Genomic DNA, 20991 nt, shown 5'->3' on the forward strand with positions numbered 1-20991 from the left:
ACAGTATAAAAGTATGGTACAGATAACAGATATTTTCAGATTTACAGAGTTCGGATTGGCTGTTTATCAGAAAATCTGTGTGAATCTGTTATCTGTATCAAGGCAGCTTTAATGTACAATCCTTAATCGGAATAAACTCTAGTAAACAAGAAACTGTAAACTATTCAACCACAAACCACAAACATCAATTTTAGAGATGCCCCAAAGCAATACCTATAACTATGACCCCACCAAAACGCTCAATGACGAGCTGTTTTTAATACTCGTTTACTATGCAACCCACCTCAGCAAAGAGCAGATAGGCAACAAATTCGGCTTTAAAGAAAAATGGGCGGATGAACGCATCTGCATCATTTATAAACTGCTGAAAGTGCACACGCGGCAGGAGTGCGTTGACCAAGCATGGCTGCTGGGAATTTTTACACTCGAAAACCGCAAGGTGAAATACTGATGAGCAGAAAAATCTGATTATACTATGCGCGGGATAAATTGTGACATTTTCATATATGGTACAGATAACAGATATACACAGATTTTCAGATAAACAGCCATCTGTAATCTGTAAATCTGTAAAAAATCTGTTATCTGTACCACTTGTAGAATGTACTAATTTATCCCGTTTTATGTATACCTTTGCGCTGACATCAGTTACCGCACTGCCCCCATGACCGACCGGATCAAATACGCCCTTGCAAAATTCAAAACGAAAGACTATGAAGGCGCTCTTAATGATTTTAACATACTGCTCGAAACCAGCCCTTTTTCTTCACATCTCTATAAGGAAAGAGCGATGGTGAAAGAAAAATTAAAAGACCTGCAAGGCGCCATGCATGATTGCAACAAAGCGGTGGAGTTAAGCCCCCGCTATGCCGATGCCCATCACCAGCGCGCGCGCATTAAAGCTGAGCTGCATGATTATGAGGGCGCCATAAAGGATATAAATGAAGCGATATGGCTGAACACTTCTTCCTATGAGCATTATCATGAGCGGGGGCGCATAAAAGAAAAAGTGAAGGATTATCCGGGAGCCATAGAAGATTACACCTTTGCGCTGCAACTAAAGCCCGATGAATCCAATCTATATTTAAGCCGGGGCATTACAAAGGATTTTTTGAATGATTATACGGGAGCCGTAGAAGATTTTAATCAAGCCATATTACTTTTTCCCGAAGGACACAAAGGGTATGCCGAGCGAGGGCATTCAACAGCAAAGTTGAAAAATTACAAACAAGCTCTTGAGGATTTGGATATTTCCATCCGCATGGAATCAGAGCATAATCCCACTGCTTATCTTGACAGGGGATTTGTAAAACAAAGATTAAAGGATTATCTCGGAGCCATTGAGGATTTCAATAAAGCCATAGAACTAACTCCACAACTTTCAGAAGCCTACTCCAACCGCGCCAATGCAAAGCTGCGGCTCAATGATTATGAGGGAGCATTGCAGGATTACAACAAGGCGGCAGAACTTCATCCCACTTCTTCGGTGCTTTGCAGCAGAGGAACCATTCAGCTTAAAGTAAAAAATTACAACGCTGCCCTCAATGATTTTAATGCCGCCCTTGCTCTTAACCCCAATCTTATCAGAGCCTGGGCAAAAAGAAGCAAAGTAAAAATAAGAATGAAGGATTTTGCTGGCGCCTTAGATGATATTACCCGTGCCATTGAATTAAAACCCGATGATGACAGTTATTATTTGCAAAGGGGAATGACGCTATTCAAACTTGGTAATAGAGACGATGCCATTACCGATTTTAATAAAGCCATAGAGTTGGATCCCGAAAACGGAATTGTTTATTGCCGCAGAGCATCCACCCATCATGTACTCGGCAATAAAAATGCCGCCCTTTTTGATTTAATAAAAGCCGCTGAACTCGGATACAAACGCGCAAATGTTCTGTTCGATGAGTTATACAATGAGATACCTGTTTATATAATCAAGAGCAAAGCAGGGCTGCGTTAATACAATATGGCTGCTAGGAATTTTTACACCCGAAAACCGCAAGGTGAAATACTGATGAGAAAAATATATACCTTTCGCAAACGTTAGCGCACATAAACCAAAACCCAACCGCCATGAACACCCTGAAAAAAACAACGCTGCTGTTAAGCGCGCTCACCATTTTATCTTCCTGCATTACCACCTCCACCGCCCGCCTTCAGCCCTCAGCCGGCAGCAATGATATGGAAGTGTTTATGACCACCCTGCCCGCCAAACCGTATGACGAAATCAGTTACATCGAAGCCAGCGGAAGCATCTTTCACACGCAAAAAGCATTGCTCCGGAAACTGAAACAAAGAGCAGCCAAAGAAGGAGCAGACGCTCTGATACAGGTAACGTTCAGCTACATTCCCTGGGCGCTGATGAGCATTCCAACAGTTGAAGGCGTTGCCATCAAATACAAAAAATAAATGATTGACACAACTAAACTCAAACAACTTCTTGAAGAAAAGGATTTGACAACGCAACAACTGTGCGTGCTTTCTAAACTGAGCCTCTCAACCATCAGGCATATACTAAAGGGAAAAAGTAAAAACCCGGACAAAGACACGGTGAAAAAAATAGCCATTGCATTGCAGGTAACTATTGATGAAATAACGAAATGACAGACAAAAACTTTGCATCTTTGCAATAGCAATGAAACAGTTTTTTCTCCTTCTGTTTTTGTTTTCCGCGCTTTGCTGCCATGCCTCGGCAGGAAACGCAAACGATGAACTGTTTTTTATCCTTGCCCTGATTGCAGTAATGTTGTTCATCTTACTGCTTCTTTATGCCATTGATTTTTTCAGAAAGATAAGCAAGGAGCGTAAAGAGAAAAAATTGCTGCCTGCCAGTGAAACGAATAGTAACGATGAATAAGGAACAAAGAGCCTTTTTGCACTTCTCTCTGCTTTCTACTCTTTGCCTGTATTTCAAGATGCCCTCATACAATTAACAATCTTCACCGCCTCTTTCGCTTCTTTCACATCATGCACTCTGAGAATGTTTGCTCCGTTCATTAATGCAATGGTGTTGGCAGCGGTGGTTCCGTTAGCCCCCCTGCCCCCCGAAGGGGGGGGACTTGAGCGTGCATTCCTCTCCCCTTTGGGGAGAGAAGGAGAGGGGTCTGTTGCGTTACTTATCATTGATTTTCTTGAAAGCCCCGCAAGGATTGGCAAACCAAATTCTTTGAACTGGGCAAGATGTTTAAGCAGCGTGTAGTTATGCTCAAGAGTTTTTCCAAATCCAAATCCAACGTCAATTATTAATCTTCCATCCTTCCATCCTTCCAATATTCCAATCTTCTCTTTGAAGTATTCCTTCACTTCTTTCACCACATCTTTGTAGTGTGGATTCTTCTGCATCGTCTGCGGTGTTCCTTGTATGTGCATTAATACATACGGCACATTTAATTTAGCAATTGTCTCAAACATTTTGGTTTCCGGTTTACGGTTTACCCCGTTGGAATTATTTCCTACGGGGTTTCCGGTCTCCGGTTGGTTGGCTGTTGAACCGTAGACCGTAGACTGTAAACCGTAAAACATAAACCCGCTTCCTCCCGAAACGTCATTAATCATATCAGCTCCGGCATTCACGGCTTCTTCAGCAACTTTGCTTCTGAATGTGTCGGCAGAAATAATTACATCAGCAAATTTTTTTCGCACAAGTTGAATTGCCGGAATCAATCTTTTTAATTCTTCTTCTTCCGAAACTTCTTTGGCATTGGGTCGGGTAGAGCAGGCGCCAATGTCAACGATATCTGCCCCTTCAAAAACCATCTTTTCTACGTGAGAAAGTAAAGCCCCCTCCCCAGCCCTCCCCCCAAGGGAGAGGGAGAAATAATTTCCTCCATCGTAAAAAGAATCGGGAGTAACGTTGAGAATTCCCATTACGGCAGGAGAGGAGAGGTCGAGTATCTTGTTTTTAAATTGAAGATTCATGTTTTTAAAACTCTAAACTCTAATTTCGAAATCCTAAACAAATTCTAAATTCAAATCTTTAAACTTTTAAACAATGTTTTTGATATTTGAATTTTAATATTGAGATTTGTTTAGAGTTTAGGATTTAGAATTTCGGATTTACTTTACTAAAAAGTTTAACTTTGTGCAACTGAATTATCTATGTCAAAAACCAGCCAGCAGTTTGATTCTGTCGTAAAGCAGTGCAAAGATATTTTCATTAAAAAGATGCTTGATTATGGTTCTGCATGGCGTGTGATGCGCACTCCGAGCATTGTTGACCAGATTTTTATCAAGACCCAGCGCATCCGCACCATTGATGATAAAGGTACTCAAAAAGTAAAAGAGGATATTGGCTCTGATTACATCGGCATTGTCAATTATTCCATCATCGGTTTGATTCAGATTGAACTCATTAATGACACACAGCATGAAATCTCGGTAGAAGAAGCAGGCAAGATGTTTGATAAATTCTCTAACCTGGCGAAAGCACTCATGGAAAATAAAAATCACGATTACGGAGAAGCGTGGCGCGATATGCGGATAAGTTCATTTGCGGATTTGATATTGGTAAAACTACTTCGTATGCGTCAGATAGAAGATCATAACGGCAAAACATTAATCTCTGAAGGAATTGATGCGAATTATTTAGACACAATGAACTACGCGATTTTTGCGTTGATAAAACTGGAAGAAAAGAAAAATCAAACTGCATAATGGTTTACGGTCTACTGTTTACAGTTTACCCCGTTGGAATTATTTCCTACGGGGTTTACGGTTAAATACAAAAGACAATGGCAACATTTAAAAGATTCGAAGACATAGAAGCTTGGCAACTTGCTCGAGAAATTTCTAAGGAAGTTTACCAACTTTCAAGGGTTGGAGATTTTACTAAGGATTTTGAATTAAGAGGACAAGCGCGTGCTTCTTCTGGTTCGATGATGGATAACATAGCAGAAGGTTTTGACAGAGGAAGTAAGAATGAGTTTGTTCAGTTTCTCACAATTGGGAAAGGTTCCGCAGGAGAATTAAAATCTCAATTATACAGGTCATTAGATAATCAATATATTTCTCAAATTGAATTTGAAAACCTTTATAACAAAACTGATAAGTATAGTAAAATGGTTGCTGGATTAATTTCTTATTTGAATCAGTCCAATATCAAAGGACAAAAATTTAAAGACAGAGTGAATTAACCGTAGACCAAAGACTGTAAACCGTAAACCCTATGAAGATCGTTATACAACTTTGCAGAATTCTGGTTGGAGTGCTGTTTATTTTTTCCGGACTCATCAAAGCAAACGACCCGCTGGGGTTTGCTTACAAACTAAATGAATACTGGGAAGTGTTTGGAACAGCGTGGATGACACCATTCTCGCTTTTTATTTCCATTTTCATGTGCGCCATTGAAGTTCTTCTCGGATTTATGCTTCTCATCGGCTCAAAAATTAAATTCACGCTCTGGCTTTTATTTCTCATGATTTTGTTTTTTGCCTTTCTGAATTTCTATTCAGGATATTTTGATGCTGTGCGCGAATGCGGATGTTTTGGCGATGCAATCAAAATGACTCCCTGGCAGGAATTTGTAAATAATTGCGTTATGCTTGTGATGACGGTATTTATGTTCATTGGGAAAGACCATATCCGACCTATTTTCTCCGGAAGAATTGAAAAAACAATGTTGATTATTTTCACTATCTCTTCATTCGGATTTCCGCTTTACACGTACAATTATCTTCCCATAAAAGATTTTCGCCCTTATGCCATTGGAAAGAATATTCAGGAAGGAATGAAACTACCGCCAGGTGCGAAAACAGACAGCATTCAAATGGTTTTCATTTATGAAAAGGACGGCAAACAAATTGAACTCACACCCGAACAAATTAAAACAATTGACTCCACTTACAAATATATTGACAGGAAAGATAAAGTGATTCGAGAAGGAGACAAACCCGCTATTCATGATTTTAGCATAACATCGGCTGACGGAAGTGATTACACGGAACAGATTCTGAATTACGATGGATATTATTTCTTCCTCGTTTGTTATGATTTGGAAAAAACCAACAAAAATGTTTTCGGAAAAATAAATGACTTCGCCCGGCTTTGCAGGCAAGACAGCGTTCCGATTATTGTTCTCACTTCTTCAGCAGAGTTGATTGAATCATTTAAAAAAGAAACAAGAACTGATATTGATTTTTATTTTTCTGACGGAACAACTTTAAAAACAATGATACGTTCCAATCCCGGTCTCATGCTTCTGAAAAAAGGAACTGTTGCAGATATGTGGCATTATCATTCGTTTCCATCATTCTCTGATGTAAAAGAAAAATACTTAAAATGATTTATCGGTGTAATCATGAATTTTAAATCTGTGTAATCAAATAAGATTTGTGGGAAGATTTATCACTAAAAGATTGTTCTATGGTTTCCTGGTAATGTGGGGAGTAATTTCAGTCGTATTTTTTCTTTTCAACATTCTGCCTGGCGACCCCGCGCGCGTGATGGTTGGACAAAGCGCAACGAAAGAGCAGATAGATGCCATTCACAGGGATATTGGAAGCGACAAACCGGTATTGGTTCAGTACCTTCTTTACTTAAATGACATTTCTCCATTATCAATCCACGAAACAAAAAATACGGAAAGTTCTTTTTTCTTAAATGAAAAAAAATACACTTCTGTCATAAAACTTTTTCCTGTTTCTTCTTCTAAAGTATTTGTCTTGAAGACTCCTTACCTCAGGCGTTCTTATATTTCCAGAAGACCTGTTTCAGATATTCTTGCCGATACACTGCCTGAAACCGCTGTGCTTGCTTTTGCGGCAATGCTCATTGCTTCCGTCATTGGAATTCTTTTAGGCATTCTTGCAGCCGTGAGAAAAGGTACCTGGCTGGATACCGGTTCATTATTTTTTGCAGTGCTCGGAATGTCAGGACCCTCCTTCTATGTTGGATTAATAATGGCGATGACATTTGGTTATCTCTGGTCAAAAGAATTTCCTTTTCCTGCTGTCATTTTGGTGTTGTTTTTTGGCGGAGGAATTATCGGTTCTGGAATTGGAATTTATAAGAAAAAGAAAAAGCAGTTGCAGGGAAAACTTCGTGATTACATCATCCATAAATTTCTTTTGTATGGATTCATCGGGTTTGTGCTCTGGATGGCAGGATATTTAATCAATCTTGCCTATCATGTGATTCCATTTATTGACAGCTACATAATTTTCCCCGGCACGGGATTGAACAACGAAGGAAGTTTGTACATCATTGATGATTTTGGCGAAGAGCATCTTTCCATCAAAAATATTATTCTCCCTGCTATAACGCTCGGCATTCGCCCGCTTGCGATCATAGTTCAATTGACAAGAAGTTCATTACTGGATGTGCTTTCGCAGGATTATATTCGCACCGCTACAGCAAAAGGATTGAGTTATTACACCATTATTTTCAAACATGCGCTTAAAAATTCTTTGAACCCTGTTGTTACAGCTATCTCCGGCTGGTTTGCAGGACTCATGGCGGGTGCTGTGTTCGTTGAATATGTTTTCGGGTGGCGCGGCATCGGCTCTGAAATTGTAAATGCGCTTGACAAACAGGATTTACCCATCATCATGGGTGGAGTTCTGGTAATAGGATTTATTTATGTGATAATTAATATCACTGTAGATGTAGTGTATGGAATTCTGGATCCGAGAATCAGATTACAATGATTGTATAAATTTACATCAATAGACAATATATCGAATAAGAATTGTATATTCTAATTCATAAAAATCAGGGCTAAAGCCCGCACTGTATTTTGCATTATTAGCCACGACCTTAAGGTCGTGGCAACTGAAAAACGAAGAACAAACGGGCTTCAGCCCAACATAAACCCCGTAGGATATTGGATTTTATCCAACGGGGTAAACTCTTATTCGATATAAACTCCAATGAGAAAAAAAATAGTTGCAGGTAACTGGAAGATGAACAATACCCACAAGGAAGGGATGGAACTTCTTGTGGAATTGTTTGAATTATTGGAAAGAGAAGAATATCTTCTTGAAGGCACCGAAAAGAAACTTCCGGAAGTCGTTATCGCTCCCCCTTTTATTCTTCTTTCCGATGCTGCCGGATTAGTGCAGGCATGGGAAACAAAAATTGCAGCGCAGAATTGCTCATCAGAAAACAATGGAGCTTACACAGGAGAAGTTTCCGCTTCTATGCTCAAATCAATTAATATTGATTATGTAATCATCGGGCATTCCGAGCGAAGAAATTATTTTAATGAAACAAATCAAATTGCAGCCAAGAAGATTTCGCTCGCTCTTGAAAATAATATATCTGTGATTTGCTGTATTGGTGAAACTCTTTCTGAAAGAGAATCGGGAAAGCAATTTCAAGTTATCACTCACCAGTTGGAAGAATGCTTGTTTCATTTGAGCAATGATCAAATGATAAAGAAAGCCCATCCCCAACCCTTCCCGAAGGGAAGGGAGCAAGAACAACAAGTCCTCCCCTTGGGGGAGGATTTAGATGGGGCCGCTGTTGTTATCGCCTATGAACCCGTGTGGGCAATTGGTACAGGAAAAAATGCAACTCCCGAGCTGGCGCAGGAAATGCACCACTACATCAGGTCTGTTATGTCTGGTAAATTCGGAAAAGAAATTTCAGATAGCATTTCTATTCTCTATGGCGGAAGCTGCAACCCGAAAAATGCGAAACTAATTTTTTCTCAACCCGATGTGGATGGTGGACTTATTGGAGGAGCTTCGCTCATCGCAAAAGATTTTGTGGAAGTGATTAAAGCTGCAATTTAATTTTTCGCCAACTCTTTTTTCTTTACAGAAATATTCGGCTCAGTGGCATGCCCGTTTTGTTTCTTATCAGGTTCCAAAAAAGGATAGCGGTAATCTGTTGGAGGAACAAAAAGTTCTTTAATAGTTCTTGGTGCAACCCAGCGCAAAAGATTAATCATGTGCCCTGCTTTATCGCAAGTGCCGGACGCTCTTGAACCACCGAATGGCTGCTGCCCGACCACTGCGCCTGTACATTTATCATTGATATAAAAATTTCCTGCCGCATGAACTAATTTTTTTTCAGCGAGAGTTATGGCTAATCTATCTTGTGCAATGATTGCGCCAGTAAGAGCATAAGGAGAAGTATTGTTCACAAGGTCAAGAGTTTTCTCGAATTTATTTTCGTCATATACATGAATAGTGAGCACAGGACCAAAAATTTCTTCGCACATGGTTCTGTATGCAGGATTTTTTGCCTGAATTATTGTTGGTTCAATAAAATATCCTTTGCTCTTGTCATAATTTCCACCGATAATAACCTGCGCGTCTTTTCTGTCTTTCTTCGCTCGGTCAATGTAGGATGCGATATTGTTGAAAGAAGTTTCATCTATCACCGCGTTAATGAAGTTTCCTAAATCTTCGGTCGGACCAACTTTCATAGATGCGATTTCATCGGTAAAAATCTTTTTGACTTCTTTCCAAAGATTAGAAGGGATGTATGCTCGTGAACAGGCAGAACATTTTTGCCCCTGAAATTCAAACGCGCCTCTCAATATTGCTGTTGCCAGAACCTTAGGGTCAGCAGATTTATGTCCGATGATAAAATCTTTTCCGCCTGTCTCCCCAACAATTCTTGGATAGGATTTATAGATGTGAATGTTCTCGCCAATTTTTTTCCAGATACTTCTGAAAACTTCTGTTGAACCGGTGAAATGAATTCCTCCGAAGTCAGGCGAGTTAAGAACCACATCGGCTGTTTCAGCGCCACCGCAATGAATCCAGTTGATAACACCATCTGGCAGTCCTGCTTTTCGGAAAACTTCCATCACGTAATAAGCAGAGAAAATAGCCGTGTTGGATTGCTTCCACACAATGGTGTTGCCCATCATGGCGCAGGAAGAAGTTAAGTTCAATCCAATTGCGGTGAAGTTAAACGGAGTGAGCGCCCAGATGAACCCTTCGAGCGGACGCCATTCCAAACGATTCCACATAGCAGAAGTTGAATCAACCTGCTGTGCGTAAATTTCGGTCATGTACTTTACATTGAAGCGCAAAAAATCAATGCTTTCGCAAGCAGAATCAATTTCTGCCTGATAAACATTTTTAGATTGTCCAAGCATGGTTGCTGCTACAATTTTATATCGGTAGGGTCCGGCAAGCAATTCAGCGGCTTTGAGAAAAATGGCAGCACGGTGCTCCCACGACATTTCAGCCCATTTCTTTTTTGCTTTCATGGCTGCGGCAATTGCTTGCTTCACGTGTGTTTTATCTCCTTTGTGATAATATCCTAAAATATGTTTGTGATCGTGAGGGCAGGTGAGGGCTACTTTTTTTCCTGTGCGCACTTCTTTATCTCCAATATACATGGGGATGTCAAGAACCTGCGAGCGCATTTCTTTAATAGTTTGTTTCAGTTTTTCTCTGTCAAGCGAACCCGGTTCAAACTGTTTAATGGGTTCGTTGACAGCGACTGGGATTTTGAATGTGCCGTTCATGATATAAATATTAGAAGCCCCTCTCCAACTCTCCCCGAAGGGGAGAGAGTTGCGCGTGAAAGTCCTCCCCTTCGGGGAGGATTTAGGTGGGGCTTGTGGTTTTTAGTTTAATCGTTGTGGTGCTATAAGTTTGAATTCAGGAATCTCTACATAAAATTTTTCTTTGTCAATGATGCGCATCATCTGGTAAATACCTTTCATCTTTCCCATATCAGTTACAAGATTGCAGGCAGATTCATATTCAAAAATTTCGTTTGGAGTCAGAACGGGCTGTTGGCCAACTACACCATCACCTTCCACAACCCGATGCTCACCGTTCGAATCAAAAATATTCCACTGCCTGCGAAGCAGTTGTACGGAATATTCGCTTCTGTTCTCTATGAGGATTTTGTAAGTAAAAAGAAAGTGCCGCATCTCGGGGCGGGAATGCATCGGCTGAAACTGAGTTCGTACCGTTATCTTTACTCCTTTGGTGATTTGTGTTACCATGCTACTAAATTACGAATTGGTACGAATGTACTAATAATCTATTTTATTACTTGTAGTTTTTTATTTAAAACATTCTTTCCGTCATTAGAATTTAAAAAATAAATTCCGCTTTTCACATCGCTTAAGTTCAAGATTCCTTGTGTATTGTACAAAGTTATAATAACTCTTCCTGTTATATCTGTAATTACTACATTCTTAATCTTAAAACTTGAACTTTGAAATTTGAACAAGCCGTCAGATGATGGGTTAGGATAAATATTTATTTCATTATTATTTTCCACAGAAAAATTTTCTGAAGAAGTAATAAGCGCACTCACATCGCAGATGTACGCATCCACGCTTGTGTCGCTTTGCATATTCAGCCGCCAGTTGCTGCCGAATAAAATTTTTGTTCCGGTTCTGTTTGCTGTTGCATGCGGTTCGGCAAAATAAACGCTATTGCCGGAATTGGGTGTTGTAGGAGAGAATCTTCGGCTGTGATGATGAGCAAACCGTTGAACAGAACCCGAACCATCCATCTTCAGCGCGAACACTTCATCTTCAAACGGAAGCCATGAGGCGCTGTCATCTGTTAATCTTCCCACATAATCAAACGTGCTCACATACACCCATCCGGGGCGCGACATGCTTCTGCAAGATTCATGTAAATCAAACTCCGGAGAAATACTGAGGAGGGAAATTTGATTTGTATCGGCAAGATTATATTTATTAATGTAAGTAAGATTTGAATCTCCATCGTATTTATCCATGATGAGCACCTCTATGCCATTGCTGTCCAATCCCAAATCGCTGTGACCGTAGCCGATAGGTTTCTGCCAGATAACATTAAACTGCTGGTCATACACTTCAACACCGTGAAAGGGACCCACTGTTTCATCTGCATAATCTACCACCACAAAATTTCCGAGCGGAGAAATTGAAATCCAGTCGAACGAAGAAACTGTTGCGCTTACGTTTAGTGTGCTGATAACGGCATCGAGCATAACATCATAAACAAAAAAATCTATAGGGTTCCAATTCACATCGTAACCGCACATCGCGATGTATCTTCCATTATTGCTCATGTTTCCTTCAGCACGCGTGGAGATGTAAGCGTAATTGGAAAATGTATGCAGCGTTGTAACATTCAGACTTTGCTCATCAATCACATTGAAGTAATTATCCATTGTGAAATTAATTAACAGTGGGTTTGCCGGATGCCAGAAAATATCCTGCACTCCTGTCAGCGAAGATGGAAGTGTTTTTATGTATTGATAAGTTGTTCCATTATAGATGAGCACATCGCCATTTCCTGAGCGGAGCATCATTAAGCTTTCATTTGAGTTCCATGCCTGCCGCTTGGAATAATCAGGGAAAGTTCCTTCAATATTATCTGCAAGCGCATTGGAAATACGAACGACAGTTGAATTGAACATCGGGTCATTGTAAGGAACGTAGCGCTGCGGCTGTGAAAGGTTTGTTTGCGGAATTGCGTTGTGGTTGGTGATGGGTTGGGTAAAAGAATAATTGTAAAGAAGAAACACAAATAAGGAAAGAATAAAAAATTTCATCAGTTCTTTTTTTCTTCCTGTTTCGAAGGGCATTTCACAGAGCCATAACTGCAAAAGACACAGCAATCGCCTTCTTTCGCAATTAAATCCGTTTTGCATTGCTCGCAGGTGTATTTGAGAAGACATGCATCGCTAGGCATAGTCTCCATTTTCTTATGTCCGCATTTAGGGCAGGTGATTTCTGATTGGAGTGTCATGGTGTTTTTTTTACAGCAGGATTTTTCTTTCACTATTTTTTTCTGGTAATCAATAAAAAAATCTCTCACTTTTTCCGCGCGATCAATTCCTAAATACTTTACATAGATTTCATATCCTTTTTGTTTCCACTTCATGTCAGTTTCCATGCTTGTAAGCTGTTTGTAGGTTCTTACTTTCACCAGTTCTGTTTTCATGTATTCTTCAATTTCCTTTCTGATGGAAGCGGCTTCCACATCATTAATTAAACTTGCGTTCTTTGCAAAAAGGGTGGAAGAATCGGCAAGCGCGCCCGCTTCTTCTATGCTGAGCTGGTCAACTTCCATTCCTTTGTACCATTTATCTTTTCCTTTTTGCGCAGGAGCCATGTTGGAGTAAAAACTTTCGGTGAGTTGGTTTTGTTTTTCTGAATTGGAAATATATTCCGCTTCAATTTCAAACTTCTCAAACAGGGGTTGAATTATTTTTTCTTTTTCTTCATCTGATAATCTTTCCTTCCACAAAATGGCAATAACCGTTCCCTGCCTGTTAATCCATGATTCTTTTATCTCTTCCTGTTTTTCTGTTGCCATGAACAAAGGTTTTGCCCTGCTTCCGCAGGCGATTTCTTTATCACCCCCGCAAACGAGCGGAACTTGATAAAAGGAAATCGTTTCTGATTTGTTTGAATTGCATCCGGAGAACAAAAAGAAAATAGCAGCAGCAATAAAAACAAAGTGGGGTAGGATGTTTCTTTTCATGAAGTAAATATACTAAAAAATTATTTTTTCAGAACAGGAAGCAAAATTGACGAAGCGTTGTTCGCATCATGATAGATTTTTATAGTTGACTTTATAAAATCTTTTTCATCACAGTGGTAAATGTCAAGAAACTGCTGTGGGTTGCGGTCTGCCAGGGGAAACCAGCTGCTTTGTATCTGCACCATGATGCGATGCCCTTTCTGAAAGGTGTGAGCCACATCGGGCAGTTCGTATTTTACTTCAGAGATTTTGTTGGGAACAAACGGTTCGGGCTTTTCAAAACTGTTTCTGAATTTTCCGCGCATGATTTCTCCGCGCACGAGCATCTGGTAACCACCCATTGGGTAAGGTTTGAGTTGATGAGTTGAAGAGTTGATGAGTGAAAGACTGTCGGAATATTTGAAGTCATTTGGAAAAACATCTATGAGCTTTACTACGAAATCTGCATCGGTGGTGGAAATACTCACAAAAAAATCTGCAATTACAGGACCCGTAAGAGTTACCTCTTCGGTGAGAATATCTGTTTTAAAAGTGAGAACATCCGTTCTTCGCGAAGCGAAACGCTGGTCGTCTGTCATATATTCTCGCGTGCGGTTTATGTGAACATCCTCGGTGTAAGGAACAGGATGCGCAGGGTCGCTTACATATTCTTCAAAACTTTTTGTGGTGATTGGCTTTGTAAACCTCAGTGCGCTTTGTTCGTTCAGGTAGAGGGCTTTGCTTTCTACATTTTGTGGAGGCCATTCAGCAAATTGTTTCCATTTGTTTTCTCCTGTGAGAAAAACATTTACAGGAATCAAATAAGGAACATCGCTTTGATTTTTTAAATAATAATCAAAAAAAGGCATTTCAATATTTTTATAATAGTAATCCGAAACACCTTTTCCGAATTGCACATTTCCCAAATGGCTTCCGTCACCGCGCGCCCATCCTCCATGAAACCAAGGTCCGATTGCAAGCATGCACATTGTGTTCGGACTTTGCTTCTTGATTGTTTTGTATGTGTTCCATGTCCCCCAGCAATCTTCTGCGTCAAATAAACCTCCTGTGATGAGCAGGGCGGGTTTTACATTAAATAAAGAATACGTTACTGTGTGTGCTTTCCAGAAATCATCGTAGTTAGGATGGTTCATTTCTTCCTGCCAGAATTTCATGGTGTCGCCCATGTAATGCTTGGTGAGATTTTTCAGCGTTCCTTCTTTGAGAAAAAAATCATAGTTGTCGGCAGTAGGATAATTGAAATCCTTTCCATAATCTGTAACCGGCTTCGGGCGAGGAACTCCGAATGAATAATCAAAATCAAAACAATCCATCACGAAGAACGCACCTTTATGGTGCACATCATCGCCAAGAAACCAATCGGTAACAGGCGCCTGCGGGCTAACGGCTTTCAATGCGGGATGTCCTGACAAAGCAGCTATCGTGGAATAAAATCCCGGATAAGAAATTCCGCTTACGCCCACATTTCCGTTGTTAGATGGAATATTTTTTATCATCCAGTCAATCGCATCGTAGGTATCGCTCGCTTCGTCCACATCTTTATTTGTTTTCTTTTCCTTGATGAACGGGCGGATATCTTCATACACGCCTTCGCTCATGTATCGCCCGCGCACATCCTGAATCACGACAATATATTTTTCCTTCAGATAAATTTTTGTGTTCCGCTCCCAGAAGGGTTTAAATTTAGTTGAACCGTAAGGCGCGCAGGAGTATGGCGTGCGCATCATCATAATGGGATGCTTTGAAGAAGAATCTTTGGGAATGTAAATTGAAGTGAAAAGTTTTATTCCATCGCGCATGGGAATCATTTTCTCCATTTTGTAATAGTTATTTACCATCCAGACAGAATCCTGGTTCTGGGAGAAAGAGAATAAGGGGAAGAGTACAACTAAGAGTAGGAATTGTTGTTTCATATCAGGTGTAATTCTATCGATTTTTTTTGATAAAGAACAAAGTAAAAAAATATTTTAACAACACGCATGAATTTCCTACCTTTACTTATTGAATATAAATGGAACCGCTTAAAATAAAACCAACGCCCACCTCGCTCGAAATTATTTTGGATGCAGAGGCAGGAAAACTTTCTTTCTCCGGTCGTTCTATTCCCGAACACGGCATGGATTTTTTTCAACCGGTGATTGACTGGTTGAATGCGTATGCCCAAAGCAGCGATACAAAAGAAACAGAGTGTGCTTTTAAATTTGAATATTTTAATTCAGCTTCGCGGAAATGCCTGATAGAAATTTTTAAAATACTTTTAGCCATCCATCGAAAGGGATGTCCGGTAAAAATAGTATGGGAATATGAAGAGGATGATGCCGGCATGAAGGAAATGGGCGAGGAGTATGAAGCCTTATTCAATCTGAAATTTCGATTTGTCCCTTATTAAAAACCTGTGAAGGATTAATGCTGGTTTCCGGACTTTCTTTTCTCTAGTTTCTCAATCCGCTCAACAATATTTTCCAGGTTACGAAAATGAATATATGCTTTTCTGTATTTATTTACTTCAAAGGCAGGGGAACCAAGATAAGCATTGCCTTTTTTAACGATGCTTTTTGAAATTCCCGCTTGTGCGGCAAGAATGGTATTGTCTGCAATGGTCAGATGCCCAACCACTCCCACTTGTCCGCTGAGCATGCAGTTGCTTCCAATCTTGGTTGAACCCGCCACCACGCAATTTGCCGCTATGTAAGTGTTGGCGCCAATCTCCACATTGTGTGCGATGTGAATGAGGTTGTCGAACTTTACTCCTTTGCGCAGAATGGTGGAGCCGAGCGTAGCTCTGTCTATAGCACAGTTAGCGCCAATCTCCACATCATCTTCGATTACTACATTTCCTATCTGCGGAATTTTCTTTTGAGCTTCAAGCGCAAAGCGGAAGCCATCGCTGCCAATCACGGTTCCTGAATGAATGATGCAGTTCTTTCCGATGATGTTGTCAGAATAAATTTTTACTCCAGCAAATAAAGTAGTGTTATCACCAATCACCGAATTATCGCCTACATAAACTTGCGGATAAATTTTTACATTGTTTCCGATATTCACATTTTCTCCTATTGCGGAAAATTCTCCCACATATGTATTGCTTCCGAGTTTGGCGGAATCAGAAATAAAAGAGTGCTTTGAGATTCCGGTTTTGTTCTGCTTGATTTTGTTGTACTGCTCCAAAAGTTTCGCAAAAGCATTTTCAGCGCTGTCAACCCGTATGAGTGTTGCGCTGATGGGGGAGGTGGGAACAAAATCTTTATTCACAATCACTACCGATGCTTTGGTGGAATAAATATACTGAGTGTATTTCGGATTGGCAAGAAATGAAACAGAACATGCTTCTCCTTCTTCAATCTTTGAAAGTTTGTTCACTTTCACATCCGGGTTGCCTTCTGTTTTTCCGTTCAGCAGTTCAGAAATTTGTTTTGCTGTGAATTCCATTTTGATGGGATTATGAATATTGCTGCAAGATTAACAAAAAAGCCCGAAAGAATTTTTCCTTTCGACTTTTATCTTGCCCATCACATAGTGACTATGTGCTGGGGTAGTTATCCGTGATTACTATTTTATCTGTCGTAATTACCATGTTTGATTCCAAAATAATCTGCCTGCATCCAAAAAGTTGTTTGCCTTTAGTATATCTTTGCCCCTTATGAAAAAACATTTCAATAAAAGAAAATTTGAATCCAGCCCGAAAAGAGAGGGCGATCGAAGAAAAGAGTATAGCGATAAGCGTGCTCGCCCCACTGAACGAGGTCAGTCGTTCGGACGGGAATGGAAAAAAGGAATTCAGCACAGCGATAATAGCGAACAGCGTGGTGGCGGCTATGGAGAAAGAAGAAATGATAGAGATAAAGAAAAAAGATTTCCTGAAAAGCGTGAATGGAAGAAAGATAATGAACGTCACAATGATAAAGAAAATCGAAAAACCGGATATGCAAACAGTAATACGAATGAGCGAAGCGATGGAAAAAAGCCATGGAAAAAGTCAGGCAGCTGGAGCGGGAACAGGAACAAGTATGGCGGAAGAAAACCTTATGACAAAAAACGTGATGATAATATTAAAAAAGCATTTGAGAAAAGTGAAAGGAATTCTCCCAAAACTCCGAACTCCGAACTCCGAACTCCGAGCTCCGAGCTCATCCGCCTCAATAAATATCTATCCAATGCCGGCATCTGCTCAAGAAGAGAAGCAGATAAATATATTTCTGCAGGCGTAGTCACCGTGAACGGAAAAATAATTACCGAACTCGGCTATAAAGTCTCTCCCAGCGATAAAGTTCAGTTTGGCGGAAATAAAGTGCATAAAGAAAAAACAGTTTACATTCTCCTCAACAAACCCAAGGGCTACATCACCACCTGCGATGATCCCCATGAGCGCGATACTGTGATGGATCTGATCAAAGAAGTTCAGGAACGCGTTTATCCTGTAGGAAGATTGGACAGGCACACATCAGGATTACTTCTTCTCACCAACGATGGCGAACTCGCCAAAGTGCTCATGCACCCCAAATATCAGGTGCCGAAAGTTTATCATGTTGAATTGGATAAACCACTCCGCGTTGACGACCTTGATAAAATCCGTATAGGTATTGAACTGGAAGACGGTTTTATCAAACCCGATGACATAGCGTATGTGGATGGTGCAGCAACAAAAAAGGAAATAGGCATCGAAATTCATTCCGGCAGAAACCGGATCGTGCGCAGAATTTTTGAATCACTCGGCTATATAGTAATGAAACTTGACCGCGTGTTTTACGCTGGACTTACAAAGAAAACTCTTTCCCGAGGCAAATGGCGCTTCCTTGCGGATAACGAGGTGAGGATGCTGAAGCGCAACAAATAATTCTGCCTGCATCAGTTGTTATCAGATTGAATAGGCTGTTCAAATATATTTTCTCACTTATCGTTGTGGAGAAATAAAAACCTTCATTCATAATTATCTTTTTCTTTTTCACAACTTTGCATCCCAATGAAAACCCTCAAGCGCATATTTATTACACTGCTCGTTTTATTTTTTCTCATTGTCGGAACATTACTGGTAATAACCTTTGCCTATGAAAACGAAGTGAAAGACTACATGATTCAGCAACTGAACAAAAATCTGAAAACAAAAGTGATGGTTGATCCGAAAGACATTAAACTTTCTCTTCTGAAAAATTTCCCCTATGCATCTCTTGATTTTAAGAACGTAACAATGCTCGAGTCGCCTATAGGAAAATCAACATCTGGAAAAAGCGGCAAGCAGTCATTTATGAAGATTGATACTTTGTTCATTGCCGGAGATGTTTCTCTTCGTTTTAATGTATGGGACATTATCACAAAAAAATACAATGTAAAAAAAGTCTCTGCGGAGAACGGAAAAATTAAACTCAGAAAAGGAATTGACGGTTCTGTGAACTGGGATATCTGGAAAGGAAGCGCTGACACAACTTCCTCTTCAACAGACGAATCAGTTTTTAATCTTGAAAAGTTTCAAATAGATAATATTGTCTTTACGTATCGTGATTACAAAAACAACTCTGATATTTCCTGCGTCATTCACAGCGGAATAGCGGGCGGAGAGTTTACGAGTAAGAACTATGATTTATCCATCAAAGGAGATTTGCTCGTTAATCACTTCAATCTTGACAGCGTGAATTATCTTGCTGACAAGCCGGTGAAAATGGACTTGAATCTTTCTGTGGACAATGAAAAAAATAGTTATCAGTTCAGCGATGCGCTGGTATATGTTTCTGATTTGAAAATTTCTGTCGAGGGAAAATATACTGACAGTAATCCATCGTATGTAGATGTTTTTCTGAAAGGAAAAGATATGGATGTTCAGTCCGTTCTGTCCCTGCTCCCTGAGAAATATCACAAACATATAAGCGATTATGACAGCGATGGAGAGTTTTACTGCAATGCACACATCAATGGAAAATGGGATGAATCAATTTCTCCCGAAATAAAAGCAGATTTTGGAATAACCCAGGCTGAAATTACGCAATTAAGTTCAGGCATTGTTTTGAAAGAGGTCCATATGCTTGGAAATTATTACGCATCATCAGCTAAAGATTTTCTTGAATTAAAAACTTTTTCTGCTTCATTGGTGAACGGAACGCTATCCGGGAATTTCCGTATGGATAATTTTGCTTCACCTTTTGTCAGCACAATGATAAAGGCAAATCTTCCTCTGGAAGATGTGAGGCATCTCCTGAAAACAGATACACTTTGGAATTATCCTATTGAATCTCTATCAGGCATTATGAAAATTAATATGGAATATAAAGGGACGCTGAGTAATTCCGGAAAGTATAAGAAATCAGATTTTGAAAAAATGAACCTAGCCGGTGACATGATGCTTGAAGATGCGGGAATGAAAATTAAAAACTCAACGCTCGCTTTTGACAGCATCAACGGTTCGTTTGTGCTGAACGACAATGATATTGAAGTAAATTCATTTTCAGGAAAAACCCCGAAGAGTGATTTCTATCTGAAAGGATTTCTGAAAAATATCCTTGCTTATACGTTAGTTGATGATGCAGATATTAATGTAGATGCTGATTTTCAATCCGGCAATCTTGACCTCAACGAATTTCTGGTGAACCAGAGCGCAACCACCAAACGAGATACGGTGTACCGAATCCATTTTTCTCCAAACGTTAACTTCAATCTGAACAGCAATATCGGTCACTTATCTTTTCGAAAATTTGAAGCAGAAAACATTCGCGGAACATTTCAATTGAGAAATCAAAAGCTAATTGCCGATCCCATTTCTTTTTCCACAATGGATGGAACAATTACCGCCAGCGGAATGCTTGACGGAAGAATGGATAGCACAATTTTGGCTACTTGTGACGCGAATCTTAATAATCTTAATATCAGTAAGTTGTTTTATCAGTTTGAAGACTTTAATCAATCTACCATGACACACCAGAATCTGCGCGGAGTTGGAACTGCCAGCGTTCAATTTGCTTCAGTGATGAATCCGGATTTAACAATTGATTTGAACCGGATTTATGTGCGAAGTAATATGACTATTGAACGCGGAGAGCTCATAAACTTTGAACCGATGAAAGCCCTTTCAAAATATATTTCTGTGAATGAACTGGAAGACATCAAATTTTCCACTCTGCAAAACCAGATCGAAATAAAAGATCAAAAAATATTTATTCCGAAGATGGATATTCACTCAAATGCGCTTGATGTTACCATGTTCGGTTCACATACTTTTAATAACGAAATTGATTATCACTTCAAAGTCCTGATGTCGGACGTGCTTTTTAATAAGGCTAAGAAAGCGAAAAAGGAAAATGATGAATTTGGAGTGGTGGAAGATGACAAGGAGGAAAAAACCAGTTTGTTTCTTTCAATGACCGGAACGGTAGATAACCCCGTCATCAAATATGACAAGCAGGGTGCAAAGCAAAATCTTAAAGAGAATATAATTGAAGAGAAACACTCTCTTAAACAAATCCTCAGAGAAGAGTTTGGCTTGTTTAAGAAGGATACAACCCTTAATAAAAAAGACAAACCCAAAGACGATGGAAAATTTATCATTAAATGGGATGAGGATGAAAAAGAAAAGGATAAGAAAGAAGATGATGACTTTTAATTT

Annotated in this window: 20 protein-coding genes; 13 read left to right on the forward strand and 7 right to left on the reverse strand. The window is 39.8% G+C overall.

Features of this window, described 5'->3' with window-relative positions; genetic code table 11:
* The first annotated feature begins 196 nt into the window (after nt 1–196).
* The 5 genes from HY841_12815 to HY841_12835 all read left to right on the forward strand — a co-directional run bounded on the left by HY841_12815 (nt 197) and on the right by HY841_12835 (nt 2860).
* Complete coding sequence (locus HY841_12815; GenBank protein MBI4931643.1) at nt 197–451, forward strand: hypothetical protein; 255 nt, start codon at nt 197–199, stop codon at nt 449–451.
* A 213-nt stretch (nt 452–664) separates the two neighbouring features.
* Nucleotides 665–1963, forward strand: coding sequence for a tetratricopeptide repeat protein (locus HY841_12820; protein ID MBI4931644.1), 1299 nt, complete (start codon nt 665–667; stop codon nt 1961–1963).
* Between the two features lie 113 nt (nt 1964–2076).
* Nucleotides 2077–2412, forward strand: coding sequence for a hypothetical protein (locus HY841_12825; protein ID MBI4931645.1), 336 nt, complete (start codon nt 2077–2079; stop codon nt 2410–2412).
* Complete coding sequence (locus tag HY841_12830) at nt 2413–2607, forward strand: helix-turn-helix transcriptional regulator (GenBank protein ID MBI4931646.1); 195 nt, start codon at nt 2413–2415, stop codon at nt 2605–2607.
* Nucleotides 2608–2638: 31 nt separating this feature from the next.
* Nucleotides 2639–2860 (forward strand): hypothetical protein, encoded by a 222-nt coding sequence (locus HY841_12835; protein ID MBI4931647.1) that lies wholly within the window; start codon nt 2639–2641, stop codon nt 2858–2860.
* A gap of 53 nt (nt 2861–2913) precedes the next feature.
* Here the strand turns inward: HY841_12835 and HY841_12840 are convergent, their stop codons facing one another.
* On the reverse strand, nt 2914–3921 hold the full coding sequence (locus tag HY841_12840; protein MBI4931648.1) for a dihydropteroate synthase: 1008 nt from the start codon (nt 3919–3921) through the stop codon (nt 2914–2916).
* Between the two features lie 180 nt (nt 3922–4101).
* Between HY841_12840 and HY841_12845 the strand changes: the two genes are divergently transcribed.
* The 5 genes from HY841_12845 to HY841_12865 all read left to right on the forward strand — a co-directional run bounded on the left by HY841_12845 (nt 4102) and on the right by HY841_12865 (nt 8735).
* On the forward strand, nt 4102–4656 hold the full coding sequence (locus HY841_12845) for a DUF1599 domain-containing protein (protein MBI4931649.1): 555 nt from the start codon (nt 4102–4104) through the stop codon (nt 4654–4656).
* Nucleotides 4657–4733: 77 nt separating this feature from the next.
* Complete coding sequence (locus tag HY841_12850; protein MBI4931650.1) at nt 4734–5135, forward strand: four helix bundle protein; 402 nt, start codon at nt 4734–4736, stop codon at nt 5133–5135.
* Nucleotides 5136–5167: 32 nt separating this feature from the next.
* Complete coding sequence (locus tag HY841_12855) at nt 5168–6283, forward strand: DoxX family protein (protein ID MBI4931651.1); 1116 nt, start codon at nt 5168–5170, stop codon at nt 6281–6283.
* A gap of 49 nt (nt 6284–6332) precedes the next feature.
* Nucleotides 6333–7646, forward strand: a complete 1314-nt coding sequence (locus HY841_12860; GenBank protein MBI4931652.1) for an ABC transporter permease — start codon at nt 6333–6335, stop codon at nt 7644–7646.
* A gap of 222 nt (nt 7647–7868) precedes the next feature.
* On the forward strand, nt 7869–8735 hold the full coding sequence (locus tag HY841_12865) for a triosephosphate isomerase (GenBank protein MBI4931653.1): 867 nt from the start codon (nt 7869–7871) through the stop codon (nt 8733–8735).
* Here the strand turns inward: HY841_12865 and pruA are convergent.
* The 5 genes from pruA to HY841_12890 form a co-directional block, all read right to left on the reverse strand.
* Nucleotides 8732–10432, reverse strand: a complete 1701-nt coding sequence (gene pruA, locus HY841_12870) for an L-glutamate gamma-semialdehyde dehydrogenase (protein ID MBI4931654.1) — start codon at nt 10430–10432, stop codon at nt 8732–8734. The two genes, HY841_12865 and pruA, sit on opposite strands and share 4 nt — an antisense overlap.
* A gap of 99 nt (nt 10433–10531) precedes the next feature.
* Complete coding sequence (apaG, locus tag HY841_12875) at nt 10532–10918, reverse strand: Co2+/Mg2+ efflux protein ApaG (protein MBI4931655.1); 387 nt, start codon at nt 10916–10918, stop codon at nt 10532–10534.
* A gap of 38 nt (nt 10919–10956) precedes the next feature.
* Entirely contained in the window at nt 10957–12468 is a 1512-nt protein-coding gene (locus HY841_12880) for a T9SS type A sorting domain-containing protein (GenBank protein MBI4931656.1), read from the reverse strand.
* The gene (locus HY841_12885; GenBank protein MBI4931657.1) at nt 12468–12665 is read right to left on the reverse strand and encodes a hypothetical protein; all 198 of its coding nucleotides are present in this window, start codon (nt 12663–12665) and stop codon (nt 12468–12470) included. The genes HY841_12880 and HY841_12885 overlap by 1 nt, the downstream gene beginning before the upstream one ends.
* A 758-nt stretch (nt 12666–13423) precedes the next feature.
* Nucleotides 13424–15316, reverse strand: a complete 1893-nt coding sequence (locus HY841_12890) for a CocE/NonD family hydrolase (protein MBI4931658.1) — start codon at nt 15314–15316, stop codon at nt 13424–13426.
* 98 nt (nt 15317–15414) lie between these two features.
* On the opposite strand from HY841_12890, the gene HY841_12895 reads away from it, so the two are divergent.
* On the forward strand, nt 15415–15792 hold the full coding sequence (locus HY841_12895; GenBank protein MBI4931659.1) for a DUF1987 domain-containing protein: 378 nt from the start codon (nt 15415–15417) through the stop codon (nt 15790–15792).
* A 14-nt stretch (nt 15793–15806) separates the two neighbouring features.
* Here the strand turns inward: HY841_12895 and lpxD are convergent, their stop codons facing one another.
* Complete coding sequence (lpxD, locus tag HY841_12900; GenBank protein MBI4931660.1) at nt 15807–16832, reverse strand: UDP-3-O-(3-hydroxymyristoyl)glucosamine N-acyltransferase; 1026 nt, start codon at nt 16830–16832, stop codon at nt 15807–15809.
* Between the two features lie 211 nt (nt 16833–17043).
* On the opposite strand from lpxD, the gene HY841_12905 reads away from it, so the two are divergent.
* Together HY841_12905 and HY841_12910 are read left to right on the forward strand one after the other, a co-directional pair.
* Entirely contained in the window at nt 17044–18237 is a 1194-nt protein-coding gene (locus HY841_12905; GenBank protein MBI4931661.1) for an RNA-binding S4 domain-containing protein, read from the forward strand.
* Between the two features lie 126 nt (nt 18238–18363).
* The gene (locus HY841_12910; GenBank protein ID MBI4931662.1) at nt 18364–20988 is read left to right on the forward strand and encodes a hypothetical protein; all 2625 of its coding nucleotides are present in this window, start codon (nt 18364–18366) and stop codon (nt 20986–20988) included.
* Nucleotides 20989–20991 lie beyond the last annotated feature (3 nt).

This window comes from Bacteroidota bacterium (genome assembly GCA_016213405.1).
Taxonomy (GTDB): domain Bacteria; phylum Bacteroidota; class Bacteroidia; order Palsa-948; family Palsa-948; genus Palsa-948.